The 15302-nt window shown below is 71.1% G+C and carries 15 protein-coding genes and 1 pseudogene; 9 read left to right on the forward strand and 7 right to left on the reverse strand.

Features of this window, described 5'->3' with window-relative positions; all coding sequences use genetic code 11:
* On the forward strand, nt 1-291 hold a 291-nt coding region (locus ABTY04_RS33830), incomplete at its 5' end, for an aggregation-promoting factor C-terminal-like domain-containing protein (protein ID WP_352217271.1).
* A gap of 299 nt (nt 292-590) precedes the next feature.
* Here ABTY04_RS33830 and ABTY04_RS33835 read toward each other — a convergent pair.
* A complete protein-coding gene (locus tag ABTY04_RS33835; RefSeq protein ID WP_352217272.1) occupies nt 591-1379 on the reverse strand; it encodes an SDR family NAD(P)-dependent oxidoreductase in 789 nt (262 codons plus the stop codon).
* 95 nt (nt 1380-1474) lie between these two features.
* On the opposite strand from ABTY04_RS33835, the gene ABTY04_RS33840 reads away from it, so the two are divergent.
* Nucleotides 1475-2068, forward strand: coding sequence for a TetR/AcrR family transcriptional regulator (locus ABTY04_RS33840; protein ID WP_352217273.1), 594 nt, complete (start codon nt 1475-1477; stop codon nt 2066-2068).
* 27 nt (nt 2069-2095) lie between these two features.
* Nucleotides 2096-2230, forward strand: a pseudogene (locus ABTY04_RS33845) (carboxymuconolactone decarboxylase family protein); the annotation flags it as partial.
* A 75-nt stretch (nt 2231-2305) separates the two neighbouring features.
* On the opposite strand, the gene ABTY04_RS33850 reads toward ABTY04_RS33845, so the two are convergent.
* Entirely contained in the window at nt 2306-3322 is a 1017-nt protein-coding gene (locus ABTY04_RS33850; RefSeq protein ID WP_352217275.1) for a GlxA family transcriptional regulator, read from the reverse strand.
* 122 nt (nt 3323-3444) lie between these two features.
* Here ABTY04_RS33850 and ABTY04_RS33855 point away from each other — a divergent pair, with 122 nt between their 5' ends.
* Nucleotides 3445-4425: an NADP-dependent oxidoreductase gene (locus ABTY04_RS33855; protein ID WP_352217276.1), complete on the forward strand. Its 981-nt coding sequence runs from the start codon at nt 3445-3447 to the stop codon at nt 4423-4425.
* Nucleotides 4426-4452: 27 nt separating this feature from the next.
* On the opposite strand, the gene ABTY04_RS33860 is transcribed toward ABTY04_RS33855, so the two are convergent.
* Nucleotides 4453-4917 (reverse strand): MerR family transcriptional regulator, encoded by a 465-nt coding sequence (locus tag ABTY04_RS33860; protein WP_352217277.1) that lies wholly within the window; start codon nt 4915-4917, stop codon nt 4453-4455.
* A gap of 66 nt (nt 4918-4983) precedes the next feature.
* Between ABTY04_RS33860 and ABTY04_RS33865 the strand changes: the two genes are divergently transcribed.
* Entirely contained in the window at nt 4984-5781 is a 798-nt protein-coding gene (locus ABTY04_RS33865) for an amidohydrolase family protein (protein WP_352217278.1), read from the forward strand.
* Nucleotides 5782-6073: 292 nt separating this feature from the next.
* Here ABTY04_RS33865 and ABTY04_RS33870 read toward each other — a convergent pair whose 3' ends face one another.
* From ABTY04_RS33870 to ABTY04_RS33885, 4 genes are all read right to left on the reverse strand, one after another.
* Complete coding sequence (locus ABTY04_RS33870; RefSeq protein ID WP_352217279.1) at nt 6074-8056, reverse strand: APC family permease; 1983 nt, start codon at nt 8054-8056, stop codon at nt 6074-6076.
* Nucleotides 8057-8273: 217 nt separating this feature from the next.
* Nucleotides 8274-8831 carry an ATP-binding protein gene (locus ABTY04_RS33875; protein ID WP_352217280.1) on the reverse strand — a complete coding sequence of 186 codons (558 nt, stop codon included), beginning with the start codon at nt 8829-8831 and terminating at the stop codon, nt 8274-8276.
* 483 nt (nt 8832-9314) lie between these two features.
* Complete coding sequence (locus ABTY04_RS33880) at nt 9315-9695, reverse strand: hypothetical protein (protein WP_352217281.1); 381 nt, start codon at nt 9693-9695, stop codon at nt 9315-9317.
* A gap of 216 nt (nt 9696-9911) precedes the next feature.
* A complete protein-coding gene (locus tag ABTY04_RS33885; protein ID WP_352217282.1) occupies nt 9912-11072 on the reverse strand; it encodes an ATP-binding protein in 1161 nt (386 codons plus the stop codon).
* Between the two features lie 53 nt (nt 11073-11125).
* Between ABTY04_RS33885 and ABTY04_RS33890 the strand changes: the two genes are divergently transcribed.
* From ABTY04_RS33890 to ABTY04_RS33905, 4 genes are all read left to right on the forward strand, one after another.
* A complete protein-coding gene (locus ABTY04_RS33890; RefSeq protein ID WP_352217283.1) occupies nt 11126-11548 on the forward strand; it encodes a hypothetical protein in 423 nt (140 codons plus the stop codon).
* A 495-nt stretch (nt 11549-12043) separates the two neighbouring features.
* Nucleotides 12044-13174, forward strand: a complete 1131-nt coding sequence (locus tag ABTY04_RS33895; protein WP_352217284.1) for a zinc-dependent alcohol dehydrogenase — start codon at nt 12044-12046, stop codon at nt 13172-13174.
* Nucleotides 13171-14121, forward strand: coding sequence for an ROK family protein (locus ABTY04_RS33900; RefSeq protein ID WP_352217285.1), 951 nt, complete (start codon nt 13171-13173; stop codon nt 14119-14121). Before ABTY04_RS33895 ends, ABTY04_RS33900 begins: the two co-directional genes overlap by 4 nt.
* 31 nt (nt 14122-14152) lie before the next feature.
* Nucleotides 14153-15154, forward strand: coding sequence for a phosphotransferase (locus tag ABTY04_RS33905; RefSeq protein WP_352217286.1), 1002 nt, complete (start codon nt 14153-14155; stop codon nt 15152-15154).
* Nucleotides 15155-15302: the final 148 nt, after the last annotated feature.

Raw genomic sequence — 15302 nt, forward strand, 5'->3', positions numbered from 1 at the left:
CCGACGAGCGCCAAGGCGATCGCCCAGCAGATGATCAAGGACCCGGCGCAGTTCGCGGCGTTCAACAACATCGTTTCGCGTGAGAGCGGCTGGAACCACACGGCCACGAACTCCTCCTCGGGCGCGTACGGCCTGGTCCAGGCCCTGCCGGGCTCGAAGATGGCCTCGGCGGGCGCGGACTGGAAGACCAACCCGGCCACCCAGATCAAGTGGGGCCTGGACTACATGAACTCGCGCTACGGCAGCCCGGTCGGTGCCTGGAAGTTCTGGCAGGCCCACCACTGGTACTAAGCCGCCAGCGGTAGCAGACGCACGAAAACGCTCGGCCCGGACTTCCCGGCCGAGCGTCTTTGCGTATACGCCCGCCAAGCCCGCCGGAAAGCGGCGGCCCCTGCGGCGCCGAACCCGCAGCGTTACCCCCGCCCACCGGCCTGGGGGCGTGCGAGGTCCTCGCGCCGGACACCGCCAACGGCTGGATCTACGCCGGCAGCCGTGAAGGCCGGTACGAGGCGAGCTCCGCGCCGAGCCCGAGCTGCACGCGACCCGGGGTGCAGGCCCTTGGTGTGCGGTGGCGGGGCCGGGTGTCTGCGTCAGGCCTTGAGGAGCCTTCCCGATACCGCCAGAGTGATGCGACGGGGGGTCAGGGCGGAGGCGAGGGTGGAGATGCGGTTGCCGAGCCCGGCGACGATGCTGGGCGGGGTCTTGCCGCGTTCCAGAGCGCGCCGCGTGGCGGTCACGACCTGCTCAGGGGTGGCCATCCGGCCGACGGCTGCGTTGCGGCTGCCGGCGACGTCGAAGAACTCGGTGCCGACCGGGCCCGGTGATACGGCGAGCACACGCAGGGGAGAGGTGCGGGTCTCGTAGCCGACGGCCTCGGTGAAGCTCAGGACGAAGGCCTTGGTGGCACCGTAGACCGCCATCGCGGGAGTCGGCTGGTAGGCCGCGGCGCTTGCGACGGTGACCAGGGCGCCCCGGCCGTCGGCCGCCAGATCGGGCAGGAACGTCCGGGTGAGCTCGGCGACGGCCACGACGTTGAGCTGGATCATCTCGTTGATCTGCGACGCGTCCTGCCGCGCGAAGGGGCCGTAGCTGCCGAAGCCGGCGTTGTTGATGAGGGTGTGGACGCAGATCCCGCGGGCGTCGAGCTCTGCACGCAGTGTCGCCGCAGCGCCGGGTCGGGCGAGGTCGGCAGCGATGGCGTGCGCGGTGACGCCGTATCGCTTCTCCAGGCCCGTCGCAAGCTCTTCGAGCCGGTCGAGGCGCCGGGCGACGAGTACGACGTCTGCTCCGCGCTCGGCCCACTGGCGGGCAAACTCGACACCGAGACCGGCGCTCGCCCCGGTGATCAGTGCCACGGTCCCCTGGTATGTCATAGGCATGGTCGTCTGCTCCGTTTCCGTGCATCGGTGATCACTGAAATGTAGGCGGCGTCATCATTGTAGTCAATGACAACATGAGGAGAGGAGGGGCCGCTTTGACCGAGGGGTCCTACCACCACGGCAATCTCAGGGCCGCTCTGCTGGAGCGCGCGGAGGCTGTCCTCGTCGAGTCGGGCGTGGACGGCCTGTCTCTCCGGGCGCTGGCGCGCGATCTCGGCGTGAGCCATGCAGCGCCGTCCCGCCACTTCCGCGACCGGCAGGCGCTGCTGGACGCCCTCGCCGTCAGCGGCTTCACCCGGCTGAACGAGCGTCTGCGGACCGCGGTCGAGGCCCCCGGCCCGGTATCGGCTCGCCTGTCTGCGCTGGGGCGGGCGTACGTGGAATTCGCCGTCACGCATGCGCCCCTGCTGAACCTGATGTTCACGGCCAAGCACGCCGACGACTCCAGCGCAGAACTGAAGGAGCTCGGGCACCGGAGCCTGGAGACCACCGCAGAGCTCATCGCGCAGGCGCAGCGGGAGGGCGACGCGCGCGCGGGCGACCCCGCCCGCCTCGCCCAAGTCGCCTTCTCCGCCCTGCACGGCCTGGCGACACTGGCCCTCGGATCCCTCCTCGACGACACGCCCCTCGCGGAGGCGACCGAGCTCGCCATCGACGTGCTGCTGACCGGCCTGGGGTTCAGCAGGTGACACCGGCCGGCTGCAGATGGGGCCTCGGACGCGGTGCGCGCCGGAGGGTCCGCGGAGCGCCTCCACCTGGTCGCGGTCTGGCGTGAGGCCACGGTGTTCACCGATGCCGAGTGTGCCGCGCCGGAGCCGGCGGAAGAGGTCACGCGCATCGCCGATGCGGCCTAGGGCGTCGACCCGGCTCGACACCCACCAGATGTTGCCGAACGGGTCGCGCACACCGGCGTGGCGGCGCCTCGCTCACCCCGGGTTCGTCGAACGGTTCCGGCCGCGGGTTGTGTCTACGACGCCGGCCGTGGCGACGGGGCGGAAGGTACGGCGGTATGCCCGGGGGGTGACGCCGACGGCAGCCTGGAAGTGCTGACGCAGGGAGACGCCGGTGCCGAAGCCGGCCTGATGGGCGACGCGGTCGACGGGCCAGTCGGTGGTTTCCAGCAAGTGGCGTGCATGGTCGATGCGTTGGCGGGTGAGCCATTGGACGGGGGTCGTGCCGACTTCGTCGCGGAAGCGGCGGGTGAAGGTGCGCACGCTCATGTTGGCGTGAGCGGCGAGGTCGCTCAGGGTGAGGCGTTCGGTGAGGTGTTCCAGAGCCCATGCTTGGGTGGGGGTGGTGCTGGAGGCCGCGGAGTCGGGAACGGGCCGCTCGATGTACTGGGCCTGGCCGCCGTCCCGCCAGGGCGGTACGACGCAGGAGCGGGCGACCTCGTTGGCGATCCGACTGCCGTGATCGCGGCGGACGATGTGCAGACACAGGTCGATGCCCGCGGCGACTCCGGCAGAGGTGAGGACGTCACCGTCATCGACGAACAGGACGCCCGGGTCGATGCGGGTGGTGGTGAACATCCGCTGCATGCGGTCCGCTTCCCGCCAGTGGGTGGTGGCGGGCCGGTGGTCGAGCAGTCCGGCGGCGGCCAGCACGTAAGTGCCGGTACAGATGCCCACGATCCGGGTGCCGGGGCGGATGGCGGCCAGGCAGTCGTGCAGTGCCGCGGGCAGGCGGCCCTCCTCGCGAATGGGGCCGAGGGCTTGGGAGGGAGGGATGACGACGGTGTCGACGCGGGCCAGGAGTGAGGCGTCGTGGGCGACGCTGAGGCCGTAGTCGGCATCGGCCCGCACCGGGCGGCCGTCCAGGCTGCAGGTGGTCACGGTGTAGAGCCGGTTGCCGTCTCCGTCGCGGGCGGCGCCGAAGACGCGGCCGGGGATGCCGAGTTCGAAGGGGACGACTCCGTCCAGGGCCAGAACGCCGACGTGATGCATGGCCAGATCCTTTCAGGCCATGGCCATCAGGCCGCTACTGGGGCCCTCCCGGTTCCGGCAGGCTGACGGCATACCCGAGGAAACCAGCACGGCACAGAGCAAGTGCTACCGGAAAGAGAAACATGACCACGAGCCGAGTCACCACCAGCCCAGCACCCGCGACCATGCGGGCTATTTTCCAGAACGGACCTGGGGCCCCTGACGTCCTCAACGTTGTGGAGACGGCTCGCCCGCAGCCGGGCCGGGGGGAGATCCTGGTCCGCGTGCACGCGGCGGGCGTGAACCCGGCCGACTGGAAGATCCGCGAGCGGGGTGTGTTCGCCAACGGCGCCAAGCTCCCTTTCACCCTGGGCTTCGACGTTTCCGGGGTGGTCGAGGAGACCGGCGACGGTGTGACCCTCTTCCACCCGGGTGACGAGGTCTTCGGGATGCCGCGCTTCCCGCACCCGGCCGGCGCCTACGCCGAGTACGTCACCGCCCCGGCCCGCCATTTCGCCCCGCGCCCCAAGGGCTTGGACCACATCCAGGCCGGTGCCCTGCCACTGGCCTCGCTCACCGCCTGGCAGGCCCTGGTCGACACCGCGAACGTCCGGCCCGGCCAGCGCGTTCTCGTTCATGCCGCCGCGGGCGGCGTCGGCCACCTGGCCATCCAGATAGCCAAGGCCAGGGGCGCCCACGTGATCGGTACCGCCAGCGCCGCCAAACACGAACTGCTGCGCACACTCGGGGCGGACGAACTCATCGACTACCGCACCCAGGACGTCGCCGAGACCGCCCGCGACGTGGGCGTGGTCCTGGACACCCTCGGCGGCCCGGACCGGGCACGCTCCCTGCGCTCCCTGCGCACAGGCGGAATCCTGGTTTCGGTCCTGCCGCTCGATGACACCTTCCCCCACGAGGAGGCGGAAGCGGCCGGGGTGCGCGCGGTGTTCATGCTGGTCGAGCCCGATCAGACGGGGTTGCGCGAGATCAGTGCCCTGGTCGAGGAGGGTCGTCTGCGCGTGATCGCCAATGAGGTCTTCCCCCTTGCAGAGGCCGCCGCCGCCCACACGCTGGGGGAGACCGGCCGTACCACCGGCAAGATCGTGCTTTCCGTCGTGTGATCGACGCCTTTGTCCGTCCGGGAAGCGTCAGGCACGTGAGGCATGCGGGCTGATCCTCACCTGCCCGGCCGGTTGTCCGGGATTTCGAGGCACGTGCGCACTTCGCCTTGCCGAGTGTGGTGCCGCCTCGCCGTCCGGGCCGGGGCCCCGGTCCCACTGTCGAAGTTCCCTGGTCAGCATCCGCCGGGTCGTCCGCAGAGCGGACATCCTGGCGTCGATGTCCGCGATCTGCCCGAGGAGCCGCTCCTGGGCCCGGTCGCACGGCGTGAGCTTGCCGTCCTCGGCGAAGCAGGGGAGCAGCAGCGCGACGTCTTTGAGGTCCAGCCCGATGCCCAACAGGAGTCTGATACGACGGACCCGCTCGATCGCGTGCTCGGGGAAGTCGCGGTAGCCGTTCGCCAGGCGGTGCGAGGGCAGGAGCCCGTTCGCGTCGTAGTGCCGCAGCACCCGGGGGCTGGCCCCGGTCCGTTGTGCGAGCTCGCCGACTCGCATGGCCGTCCCCTCTCCCCCCCTCGCGGACTTGACCTTCACATCGGTGTCAAAGTTTAGCGTGGATCCATGATCACCGATTTTCATGCACACGTCACGGTCGACGTCCCGGCCCAGTTGGCCCGAGCCCGGCAAGCCGGTGTCGGCCGCACGGTTTTGCAGTCCACGCGCATCCACCCCGAGGCGCCGACGACTCTCGACGGCCTGCGAGCGGAGTTCGCCCGGCTGGCCGCGGTGATCGGTGGCGAGGCCGGTCCCGAGGAGGAGTTCCACGCGGCGATGGACGAGCTCCGCGATGCCCTCGACGCCCATCCCGGCGAGGCCGTCGCTCTGGCCAATCTGCGGTTGACCACGACGCCCACGACCGCGAGCCAGGCCCGGGCCCGGCTGGACGACATGCTCGCCCGCCCCGGCTTCGTCGGAATCGGCGAACTGACCCCCGCTCCCGGCCAGGCGCACCTCATCGAGCCGGCGCTCGCGGTCAGCGCCGACCACGGTGGTGTTCCGGTCCTGGTCCACGGCTTCGCGCCGAACACCGCCGACGATCTGCGGACGTACGCTTCGCTGGCTGCGCGTTATCGCACGGTACCGGTCGTCGTCGGTGCGCTCGGCGGGCTCAACTGGCTGGAGTTGGTCGATCTGGCCCGGGAGACGCCGAACCTCCACATCGACCTCTCCAGCGCGCTACAGGTGTTCGCCGTCCGGGCTGCGGTCCGTGAGCTGCCCGAGCGTTGCCTCTTCGGGTCGAACACCCCCTACGGAGACGTGGTCGCGGCGCGGCACACGGTCGAGGCCGCCGTGGCCGATCCGGCGGTCCGCGACCTGGTCCTCGGCGGCAATGCGGCCCGCCTCCTCGCCCGGGGCTGACCTTGCACCAGTGGCGCTTGCAGGCCGAATGCCCACACCGCGGTTCTCGGCCTCGGCCCTTGGCGCCCGCCGAACTGCGACACGTCTGATTCCTCACCGACGAGGACGGCCCATCAAGGCGGAAGTCCTGACGGAGAGCCGGCGGATGGGCCGACCGCGGTGAATCCGGGCGCCACAGCGCTGCGTCGGGGGTGCGGTTGTGGCCGGGCCGGTCCCATTTCGCGGGGCCCGACATGCTGCGTCGCAGCCTCACCGCTGACCGTGAGGCTGCGACGCAGTCGTGACCGAGGGGTCAGCCTCCGACGTGGATGCCGGGGCGACGGGTCGGGTCGGGTTCGTGTTTGCGGATGATCTCGCGGGTCACGGGAGCGGTGTCGCCCCGGCCGAGGAGGAAGTAGCGGAACATGTGGGTCAGGGGGCTTCCTTCGGCCCAGGCGAAGAAGCAGTGCGGCTGCACGCCGGTCGTGTCGCGCAGGGCGAGGAGGATCGCGGCGATGGCGTTCGGCGCTGCCGGGGCCTCGGCGCGCAGGATTCGATACCCGTCGACCTGCACCCCGTGGACAGTGAGGGTTTCGCTGAAGTCCGAGGGGTCGACGACGTCGATCTCCACGAACATCACGTCGGCCGGACCGGGTACCGGGTTGTTGCCGCGCTGTTCGCGTTCCTTGTCGGCGTACTCGGCGCCGTCGCCTGCCTGTCGGCGGTTGGCGATGATGTTGATCGCGTTGTCGTAGGCGAGGGTGTCCGTGATGAACTGCCGGGCAGATGGATCGAAGACGATGCGGTCGGCCCGCAGTTCGGTGGTGCGGGAAACCCTGGAAATCAGGGAGACGGCGATGATTCCGGCGATGAAAAGGCCGGAGATGGTGATGCCGTCGGGCTTGTCGATGATGTTGGCCACCAGCGCGTAGAGCAGCACCGCGGTGAGCACGGTGAAGCCCGCAGTGGTCGCGCGTTGGCGGCGCCGCAGGGCCGAGACCGTGACGGCGAAGGAGCCGGAGACCATCATGGCGAGTATGCCGGTGGCGTACGCGCCGGCCTGGGCGTTGACATCGGCGTCGAAGGCAATGGTGATCACGACGCAGAGGGCCGTGTAGACCAGCACGACAGGGCGTACGGCCCGGCCCCACTCCGGGGCCATGCCGTAGTCGGGCAGGTAGCGCGGAACGATGTTGACCAGTCCCGCCATCGCGGAGGCTCCCGCGAACCACAGGATCAGGATGGTGCTGATGTCGTAGACGGTGCCGAAGGCTTCTCCCACGTGCTCGTGGGCCAGATAGGCCAGGGCACGGCCATTGGCCGCGCCGCCCGGCTCGAACGCCTGGTGCGGAATGAGGACCGTGGTGACGAAACTCGCTGCCAGCAGGTACACGCTCATGACGGCAGCTGCGGTGGTCAAGAGCTTCCGGGAGTTGCGGATCCGGGACTGCAGCCGCTGCTCGGGGTCCTCGCCGTCGGCGGCGATGAGCGGCATCATGCTCACTCCCGTCTCGAAGCCTGACAGACCCAGTACCAGGAGCGGGAACGCCAGCAGTGCGGGCCCGGCCAGGTCGCCGAGCCCGCCTCCCCCGTCCACGAGGGCGTCGGTCCATGCCGACCAGGCGCCGGGTGAAGTGATGACGTCGACGACACCGACGGCGATGGTTACCGCATTGAGCAGCAGGAAGACGGCGACCAGGGGGATCGCGACGCTGACCGCCTCGCTGAACCCGAGCAGGAACACCCCGCCGAGCAGCAGCAGGAGACCCACTGTGAGGGCGGCCTCGTGGCCGTGCAGGGCCTGCGGGAAGAACGGGTTCTCCACCACGTGCACGGAAGCGTCTGCCGCGGACAGCGTGATCGTGATGATCCACGAGGTGGCCACGAAGCCGAGCAGCACCAGGACGAACAGCTTGCCCCGCCAGAACGGCAGCAGATCCTCGAGCATCGCGACCGACCCGGCCCCGTGGGGGCTCTCGCGGGCGACCCTCCGGTACATCGGCAGCATTCCCAGCAGGGTCAGAGCCACGATCAGCAGTGTGGCCAGCGGTGAGACCGCGCCCGCCGCGAGCGCGGCGATCGCCGGAACGTAAGCGAGGCTGGAGAAGTAGTCCACCCCGGTCAGGCACATCACCTTCCACCAAGCATGGGGCTCGGTGTGCCCCTCGCCTGCCGCAGGACCGACCGGCTGTACCCGGTGGCGCAGCAACCACTGCGCCAGACCGCCAGTGGGCGGTGTCGGCAGGGCGGGACTCTCCACCACCTCTGGCACGGCCAGATCGTTCACGTCTGTCATATCCCCCATCAGCCTTTCCAACCCGCCCGGCTCATACACTCGATGGCCCAGCAACGATCAACGAGTATGGGGTCTCCCGGTGCGAACCGCCCCCGTCGGGGTGCTGCCGCGCAGGACCACGAGGCCTGGCCGGGGCCTTGGGGCCGGGGCCTTGGGGCCGGCCAGGCCGCACGTAGAGCTGCCGGCGGCGTGCTCAGCGGCGATCCGTCAGAGGCCATTAGGCGTTCTCGGAGCGGCGGCGCTCGGGGCCGAATTCCACCGCTGCCATGCGTTCCCGTGAAACCCGGTCGAGCAGCACCACCGAGACCGCCTCCCGCACCGCAGTCGAGCCGTGCAGGCAGAGTGTCCCGAGCAGTCGGCCCAATCCCTGCCGGTGTCGCGCGAACACCCGGCGCGAGGCCCATCGGGCCCGCGCCTCCTGCCCGGCCAGGGCCTCGGCCACTCCGACGTCCAGCAGGACAACGTGCAGCTCACCGCCGCGGCGCCCCGCCATCCAGGAGAGCCACCGCCGCATCCAGCTCCGGCTGCCGCAGTCGTGGACCAGAAGCGGTCCCCCGGAGCGGACTTCGGTGCACAGCCACCAGAAGTGCCTGAGCCGAGCCCACGGGCGGTACACCGCGTACGGCAGCCACGCGGGCATCACTGCCTCGCAGGCGACGTGGGAAGCCCGGGGGTCGACGACGGGCGCCGTGCATGACCAACGGCGGAGCAGGGTGCTCTTGCCGCTGCCGGGCAGTCCGGACACCACCACCACAGCACCTGCCGGGTACGACATCAGGACCGGTCCTCCGCGCTGCCCCCGTAGGTCCACCAACCCGCGCGGGTGTATCACCGGTCCGGCCGCCCCCTCACCAACGGCCTTCCCATCCCTCACGTCCACCGCGGACACGCCACTCACCTCCCCTTCTGTGCACCCGGCACGGAGCGATCGCCACGTGATTCGCCGACGTGGCGGACGGCAAGGGGGATGCAGTGCGCATGTCGACCGGCGTACCCGGCCGGGCGGGCACCCCTTGTGTGGCCGAGCATGCGGGCCGGCACAGCCAACGCGAAGCACCGCCCTGACCGGATCGGCCGGTCGGTACATCGGGTCGGGTACGCGTGCGCGCATCGCCGCAGCCCAGTCCACGGCGGTGTCCGACCCACTCACCCGGTATCGCCGCCGAGGCGGTCGCCGCACTGCGGCGCCCCTCGAACCCGACGGCCGCGATCGTGCCCGGTGTTCCTGCCGCGTGAGTCGCAAGCCCCCCGAAGGAGCTCACGCCTCCCTGCGGCGCCGCCGGACGGCGAAGACGATCGCGACGATGACGGCGATGACGAGCAGAACGATGAGGACGGTGCCGACGAGAGCGGCGATGCCCAACTTCTTGAAGAAGCCCTTCTTCTTGCCCTTCTTGTCCTTCTTCTTGTCGCCCTTCTTGTCGCCGTCGACGAGGTTGGCGGATCCGACTGCCGAGTGCCGGACCTGCGCAGACGCTGCCCGGGCCGGTGCACCCTGGGACGGAAGCTGCGCCACAGCGGCGGTGGCCGCAACCGGACGGGCCGACACCGGCGCAGCCTGAGCCTCGGCCTGCGGACTCAGCAGCAGCCCGGCCAGCGCGAGTACGGGTATTGCACGGACGATCCAGCGACTGATCACTGCTTCTGCTCCTTCGGCCTATTGTTATGTCCACGATCATCGCAGGCCGGCCGGCCGCTTCTTGTAGGGCCCTCACGCCCGGCCGGCCCGGCCGGGCGCCGAGCGGTGCCGCTGCGCAAGGTCACAGCCCCCGGGTGGGTGCACCAGGAAGTCCGGCACGTCCTTCCGGAGGAAGGAACCTCGACCTGGGCCGGAACGACCGTCGGCGATCGCGGACTACAGCTGCGGTTTCTGTGTCCGGCCCTTCATCCGCTCCTCCATCTCCAGGACCCGGTTCGCGGCCCGGCTGCCGCCGTAGGCGTCGCCGAGTTCACGGGAGATCAGGGCTGCCTGCCTGCGGGTGTTGACGGCGTCCGTGAACCGGCGTGTCTTCATCAGCACCACAACCAGGTTGATCAGCACCTGGCTCTCACTTCGCCGGTCGCCCAGACGGCGGTAGGAGAGGTCGAACGCGGGCCGGACGGCGAGCGACTGGCCGTCACCGGTGTCGTAGCTCAGCAGTCTGATGCGGGTGCGGATGTCCGAGAGATCGGCCGCCAAGGTGGCGACCGGCAGGCCGGGGTCGGCGATGAGGAGGGCGGAGGCGATCTGCAGGGCCAGCGGCAAGTGGCCGCAGTGTTCCGCCATCGCTTCGAGCGCCGCCCGTTCGCTGCCGGGGCGGGGGTCGTGTCCGCGGGCGTGCAGGAGAGCGCCGGAGATCAGATCGGCTGCCTGGTCAGGAGCAAGTTCGCCGAGGTCGATCAGGCGGGCGGGGAACGTCGGAGAGGCGAGAGAGTGCCGGGAGGTCACGAGCAGCCGGTGCAGTGGGGTGCCCGGGACCAGCCGGCGAACCTGGGCGGCGGACGCTGCGTCGTCGGCCATTACGAGGAGGCGCTCACCCCGGTCGGCCCGCCGGGCCAGTTCGGACTGGTACAGGGCGGCCTGCTCGTCGAGGGCCGGCGGCAGGTCGTTGTCGCTGACGCCCAGTGCGCGCAGTACGGCCCCCAGTGCCTGGTCGGCGCTGACGCCGTCGGCCGGGTCGACGCCGGCCAGGGGGACGAAGAGTGCGCCGCCGGGGAACCAGTCGCGGGTGACCGCCTCGTGCGCGGCGTACAGGGCCAGGGCGGTCTTGCCGACGCCGGCGAGCCCGGAAATCGCCGAGACGGTGATTGCCGAGGGGCTCTCGTCTGCAGGGTCGAGAAGGGCCAGCACCTCTCGGAGCTGGGCCTGCCGACCGAACAGTTGCGCCGGGGCGGCCGGCAGACCGGCCAGGGCCCGCGGCTCGGGCCCGTTGTACGGCGCGAGAACGTACTGGTCGCCGCTGACCATGTTGATCCGGGCGTGACCGGACCCCCTGGCGCGCTGTTTGCGCCACCGGGCTGCATTCTTACTGGCCACCGCCGGGCTTCCCACTGATGGACTGATCCCCAGCGGTTTGGTTGACGTGGGCTTTGCCTGACGCCCTGAGCCGCTGGTCGACGTCGTCGGGGGTGCCGGCGTCGGCGCCGGCACCCGGCGATCCGGCCCCGGCGTACTGGTTCCCGGCGACCTGGTTGACCCGTGCCCGCCCGGAGACACGAGCTCGTTGCCGGACCTTGCGCGTAGGTGCTTCCGCCGCGGCCGGCGATTCCGGCGCGGCCGGCGGTCCTGCCGCGGCCGGCGATGCCGAGTTCGCCCACGAGATCCCGGCGGTGCAGACCAGGCCTGCGACGGCGCTCGCGAAGGCGATCGCCAGCGCCCATCTGTTGTTCTCGTCGTGTGGCAGCCATCCGAACGATGCCGCCCGGGTCAACCACAAGCAGCATCCGAACGTGGCAGCAGTTCCCACGAGCGTCACCGACAACCGCGCCGGACGTGACATTCCGCCTCCTTGAGTGGCTTTCAAGGGTGGCACCTTGCGGTATCTCGATCACTGAGTTCCGGGAAAACGGAGCCGTAGGCTCCGTCGGAGGGTATCGTTCAGCAGGCACCTCCGTGAGGGCGGCAGCCCGTGAGCTGTTGTCAGTCGTACGGGCGCGGGCGCCCTGGTGGCGGGCCCGCAGGAGGCCGCAGCGGATCGAGCTGCAGTGCCTCGTTCTCACCGTGGAACACGTGCCTCGACCACCGTGCTCGCACAGTAGATCGCCCACGAGGAACCGCCTGCTGCCTGCTGCCACCGAATCTCGGACTCCGGTGGCGAATGGATGCGACCGGACTCGTGGATTCGGACAGGTCGTACACGAGGCTCTGGCCAGCCAACACTCCTGCCGCCCCGGAGGCCGTGGCGGCAGGGTCCGGTCGGCCGCGGCCGCGGAGTGGCTCAGAGGCGTTGTGTCCGGCCGCGTTCGGCTGGGCTAGCGTCGCCCTCCGAACACCGATGGGGAGGTCTCGTGCGCGCTCTCGTCTATCTGGGTCCAGGCTCCGCCGAACTGCAGGACTGGCCCGACGCGCAGCTCGTGAACGGTGATGACGTCGTGGTGGAGATCGTCGGTACGGGCGTCTGCGGAACGGACCGCAAGATCCTGCTCGGGCGGTTCCCGGCCCGGCCGGGCGTGGTGCTCGGGCACGAGTCGGCGGGTGTGGTGCGGGAGGCCGGGCCACGAGTGCGTTCGGTTGCGGTGGGGGACCGGGTGGTGGTCAACCCCACGCTGTACTGCGGCTGGTGCGTCCCGTGCCGCCGGGGAGCGACCAACTTCTGCCGTCACAAGGCCGGGACCGAAGTCGGCGTCGACCGCGACGGCACGTATGCGCAGGCGGTGACCATGCCGGAACGTTTCGTCGAACGGGTTCCCGCCGGACTGTCCTTCCGCAGCGCGGTGCTGATCGAGCCGCTCGCCTGCGTCCTGAACAACGTCCAGGCCGCATCCGTCACCTTGGACGACACCGTGGTGGTGCTCGGCGCGGGCCCGATCGGGATGCTGACCGCACTGGTCGCCGCCCGCCAGGCGCGCCGGGTCATCGTCGCCGAACAGGACGGCTACCGTCTGGAGCGGGCCGGCGAGCAGTTCGCGCACGTGGTGGACGTGGCCGCAGCGGACCCGGCCGAAGCGGTGGCGAAGGCATCGGGCGGTGAGCGTCCCTCCGTCGTGTTCGACACCACAGGCGTCGGCCTGGACGCTGCGCTGCGGCTGATCGACGACGGCGGCCGGGTGGTGGTGATGGGTTTCGACGACACCTACGCCGTGCCGGTTCGCCCCCTCCAGCTCACCAACCGGGGCATCCGGCTGATCGGCGCCGGGGACTACCGGGCCGACATCTTCCCGGTCGCCGTGGACCTGGCCGCCGAACTCTCAGGTTCACAACGATTCGGTGGTGGCACGGGCAGCGGATCGGTCCTGGAGCGGCTGGTGACGTACGAGTTCCCGCTCGAACGGTACGCAGAAGCCTTCGCCGCGCTCGGCGGGCTCACCCCGAGCGGGGACGGCGGGCCCGGACGGACACCGCGCTACGACGCGCTCAAGGTCGTCATCCGCTCGTACTCCGGGCCGGTCGGCGCCGACGGCTGGCCGGTGGACGCGTGAGCGGGCCGCGGCTCGGGTCGATCGAGTCCGGCGGAACCAAGTTCGTCTGCCTGGTCGGCTCGGCCCCCGACCGGATCGAGGCCGAGACCCGGTTCCCGACCGGTGAACCGGGCCCCACCCTGGCCCGGGCCATCGCCTTCTTCCAGGAGACGGCCGCCGACAGCGGACCGTTGGACGCAGTCGGCATCGCCTCCTTCGGGCCCCTAGAACTACGCCCGGGCCATGCCAAGTTCGGCCACTTGGCCGCGACCCCCAAACCCGGCTGGTCCGGGGTGGACGTCGCCGGTCCGGTCGCCGCCGCGCTCGGCGTACCGGTGGCCATCGACACCGACGTCAACGGCGCGGCCCTCGGCGAGGGCCGCTGGGGCGCGGCGCGCGGCCTGGACACCTACGTCTACCTCACCGTCGGCACCGGCATCGGCGGCGGCGCGGTGATCGGCGGCAAGGCGGTCAGCGGCCTGGTCCACACCGAGATGGGCCACCTCTGCGTGCCCCGGATCGCGGGCGACGCCTTCCCCGGCTCCTGCCCCTTCCACGGGGACTGCTGGGAGGGGCTGGCGGGCGGCGAGGCGATGGGCGCCCGTTGGGGGACCCCGGCCGAAGATCTGACCGGCGACGTACTGCGTGACGCCCTGCGGCTGGAGGCGGCGTACCTGGCCGCAGGGCTGCGCAACATCGTCTACACGACCGCGCCCCAGCGGATCGTGATCGGCGGCGGCGTCGCGGCACTCCCCGGACTGTTCCCGCTGCTCCGCACCGAACTGACCGCGGCGCTGGCCGGATACCCCGGGCTGCCCGAGCACGCGGCCGCGGAGTTCGTGGTCCCGGCACGGCTCGGCCGGCTCGCCGGACCGGCGGGCGGACTGGTCCTGGCGGCCGAAGCGGCCGCCGCTGCGGAGCAGCAGCCGCGTTCCGGCGCTGGGCCATCGGGGGGAAGGGGCGTATGAGGAGGGCTCCGGGCCGGGCAGGCTGGCCGGTGTGACGCGCCCCGATCCGGTGGGCCTCCTCGACCCGGCCACCCACGCCTGGCTGACCCGGCACGCCCTGCCCGGGGCCTGCCTGCACGAGGTGGAGCCGCTGCCCGGCGGGTTCACCAACGACATGGCCCTGCTCACGGCCCAGCCCGCCGGCGCGCCGGGCGCGGAGCGCTACGTGCTGCGCCGCTACCGGCCCAGTGGCAGCCGGGTCCCGCGCAACACCTGTGCGGTGGAGGTCGCCGTCCTGGTCCGGGCGGCGGCCCGTACCGTCCCGGTGACCGCGGTGGTCGCGTCCGATCCGCACGGTCGGGCCACGGGCCGCCCCACCCTGCTCTACCGGTTCGTGGACGGGATCCCGCTCAGCCAGGTCCTCGCGGACGGCCCGGCGAGAGGGGAAGCCCGGGACCTGGGCCGGGCCGTCGGCGCGGTACTGGCGCTGATCGGCCGGGTCAGGCTGCCCCGACCGGGCGCCTTCGGTGACTCTTCCCTGGTTCCGGCCCCGGACGACGCGGCTCCTCTTGGTGACCTGCCCGGTTTCGTCGACCGCTGTCTGGCCACCGCGGCCGCGGACGGGCCGCTCAGCTGCACGGATGCGGCAGTACTGCGCGCCCTTGCCGGCCGCGGGCCCCGGGCACTTGCCGCCGTGGCGGGTGAACGCAGCCTGGTGCACTGCGACTTCAACCCGAAGAACCTCCTGGTCGAGCGGCGGGCCGGGCAGTGGGCGGTGGCCGCCGTGCTCGACTGGGAGCTCGCGTTCAGCGGCTCCCCGCTCTTCGACGTCGGGAACATGCTGCGCTTCGCCCACGAGTACCCGCCCTCCTTCACCGCCGGCTTTGTCGAGGGCTTCCGGGGCGGCAGTGGCCGACTGCCCGGGGACTGGTTGCGGCTCAGCCGGACGCTGGACCTCTTCGCGCTCGCGGACATCCTCACCGCACCACCCGACCCGGCCTACTTCGCCCGCACCCGCGCCGTGCTGCACCGGGCCGCCACAGACCGGTACTGACCGCGGCCCGCCGGGCGGGCGCCACCCGTTGTCCCTTCTTTTCCATCCGGCCCGTGCGTCACCCTTTTCACAGGGGACAACTTCTGCCGGTGCGGATCGCGCCGCCCTGGCAATAAACGTCGAATAAATGGCGAAGAGGCGATGTATG

Source organism: Streptomyces sp. NPDC097981 (assembly GCF_040302565.1).
In the GTDB taxonomy this organism is placed as follows: Bacteria; Actinomycetota; Actinomycetes; order Streptomycetales; family Streptomycetaceae; genus Streptomyces.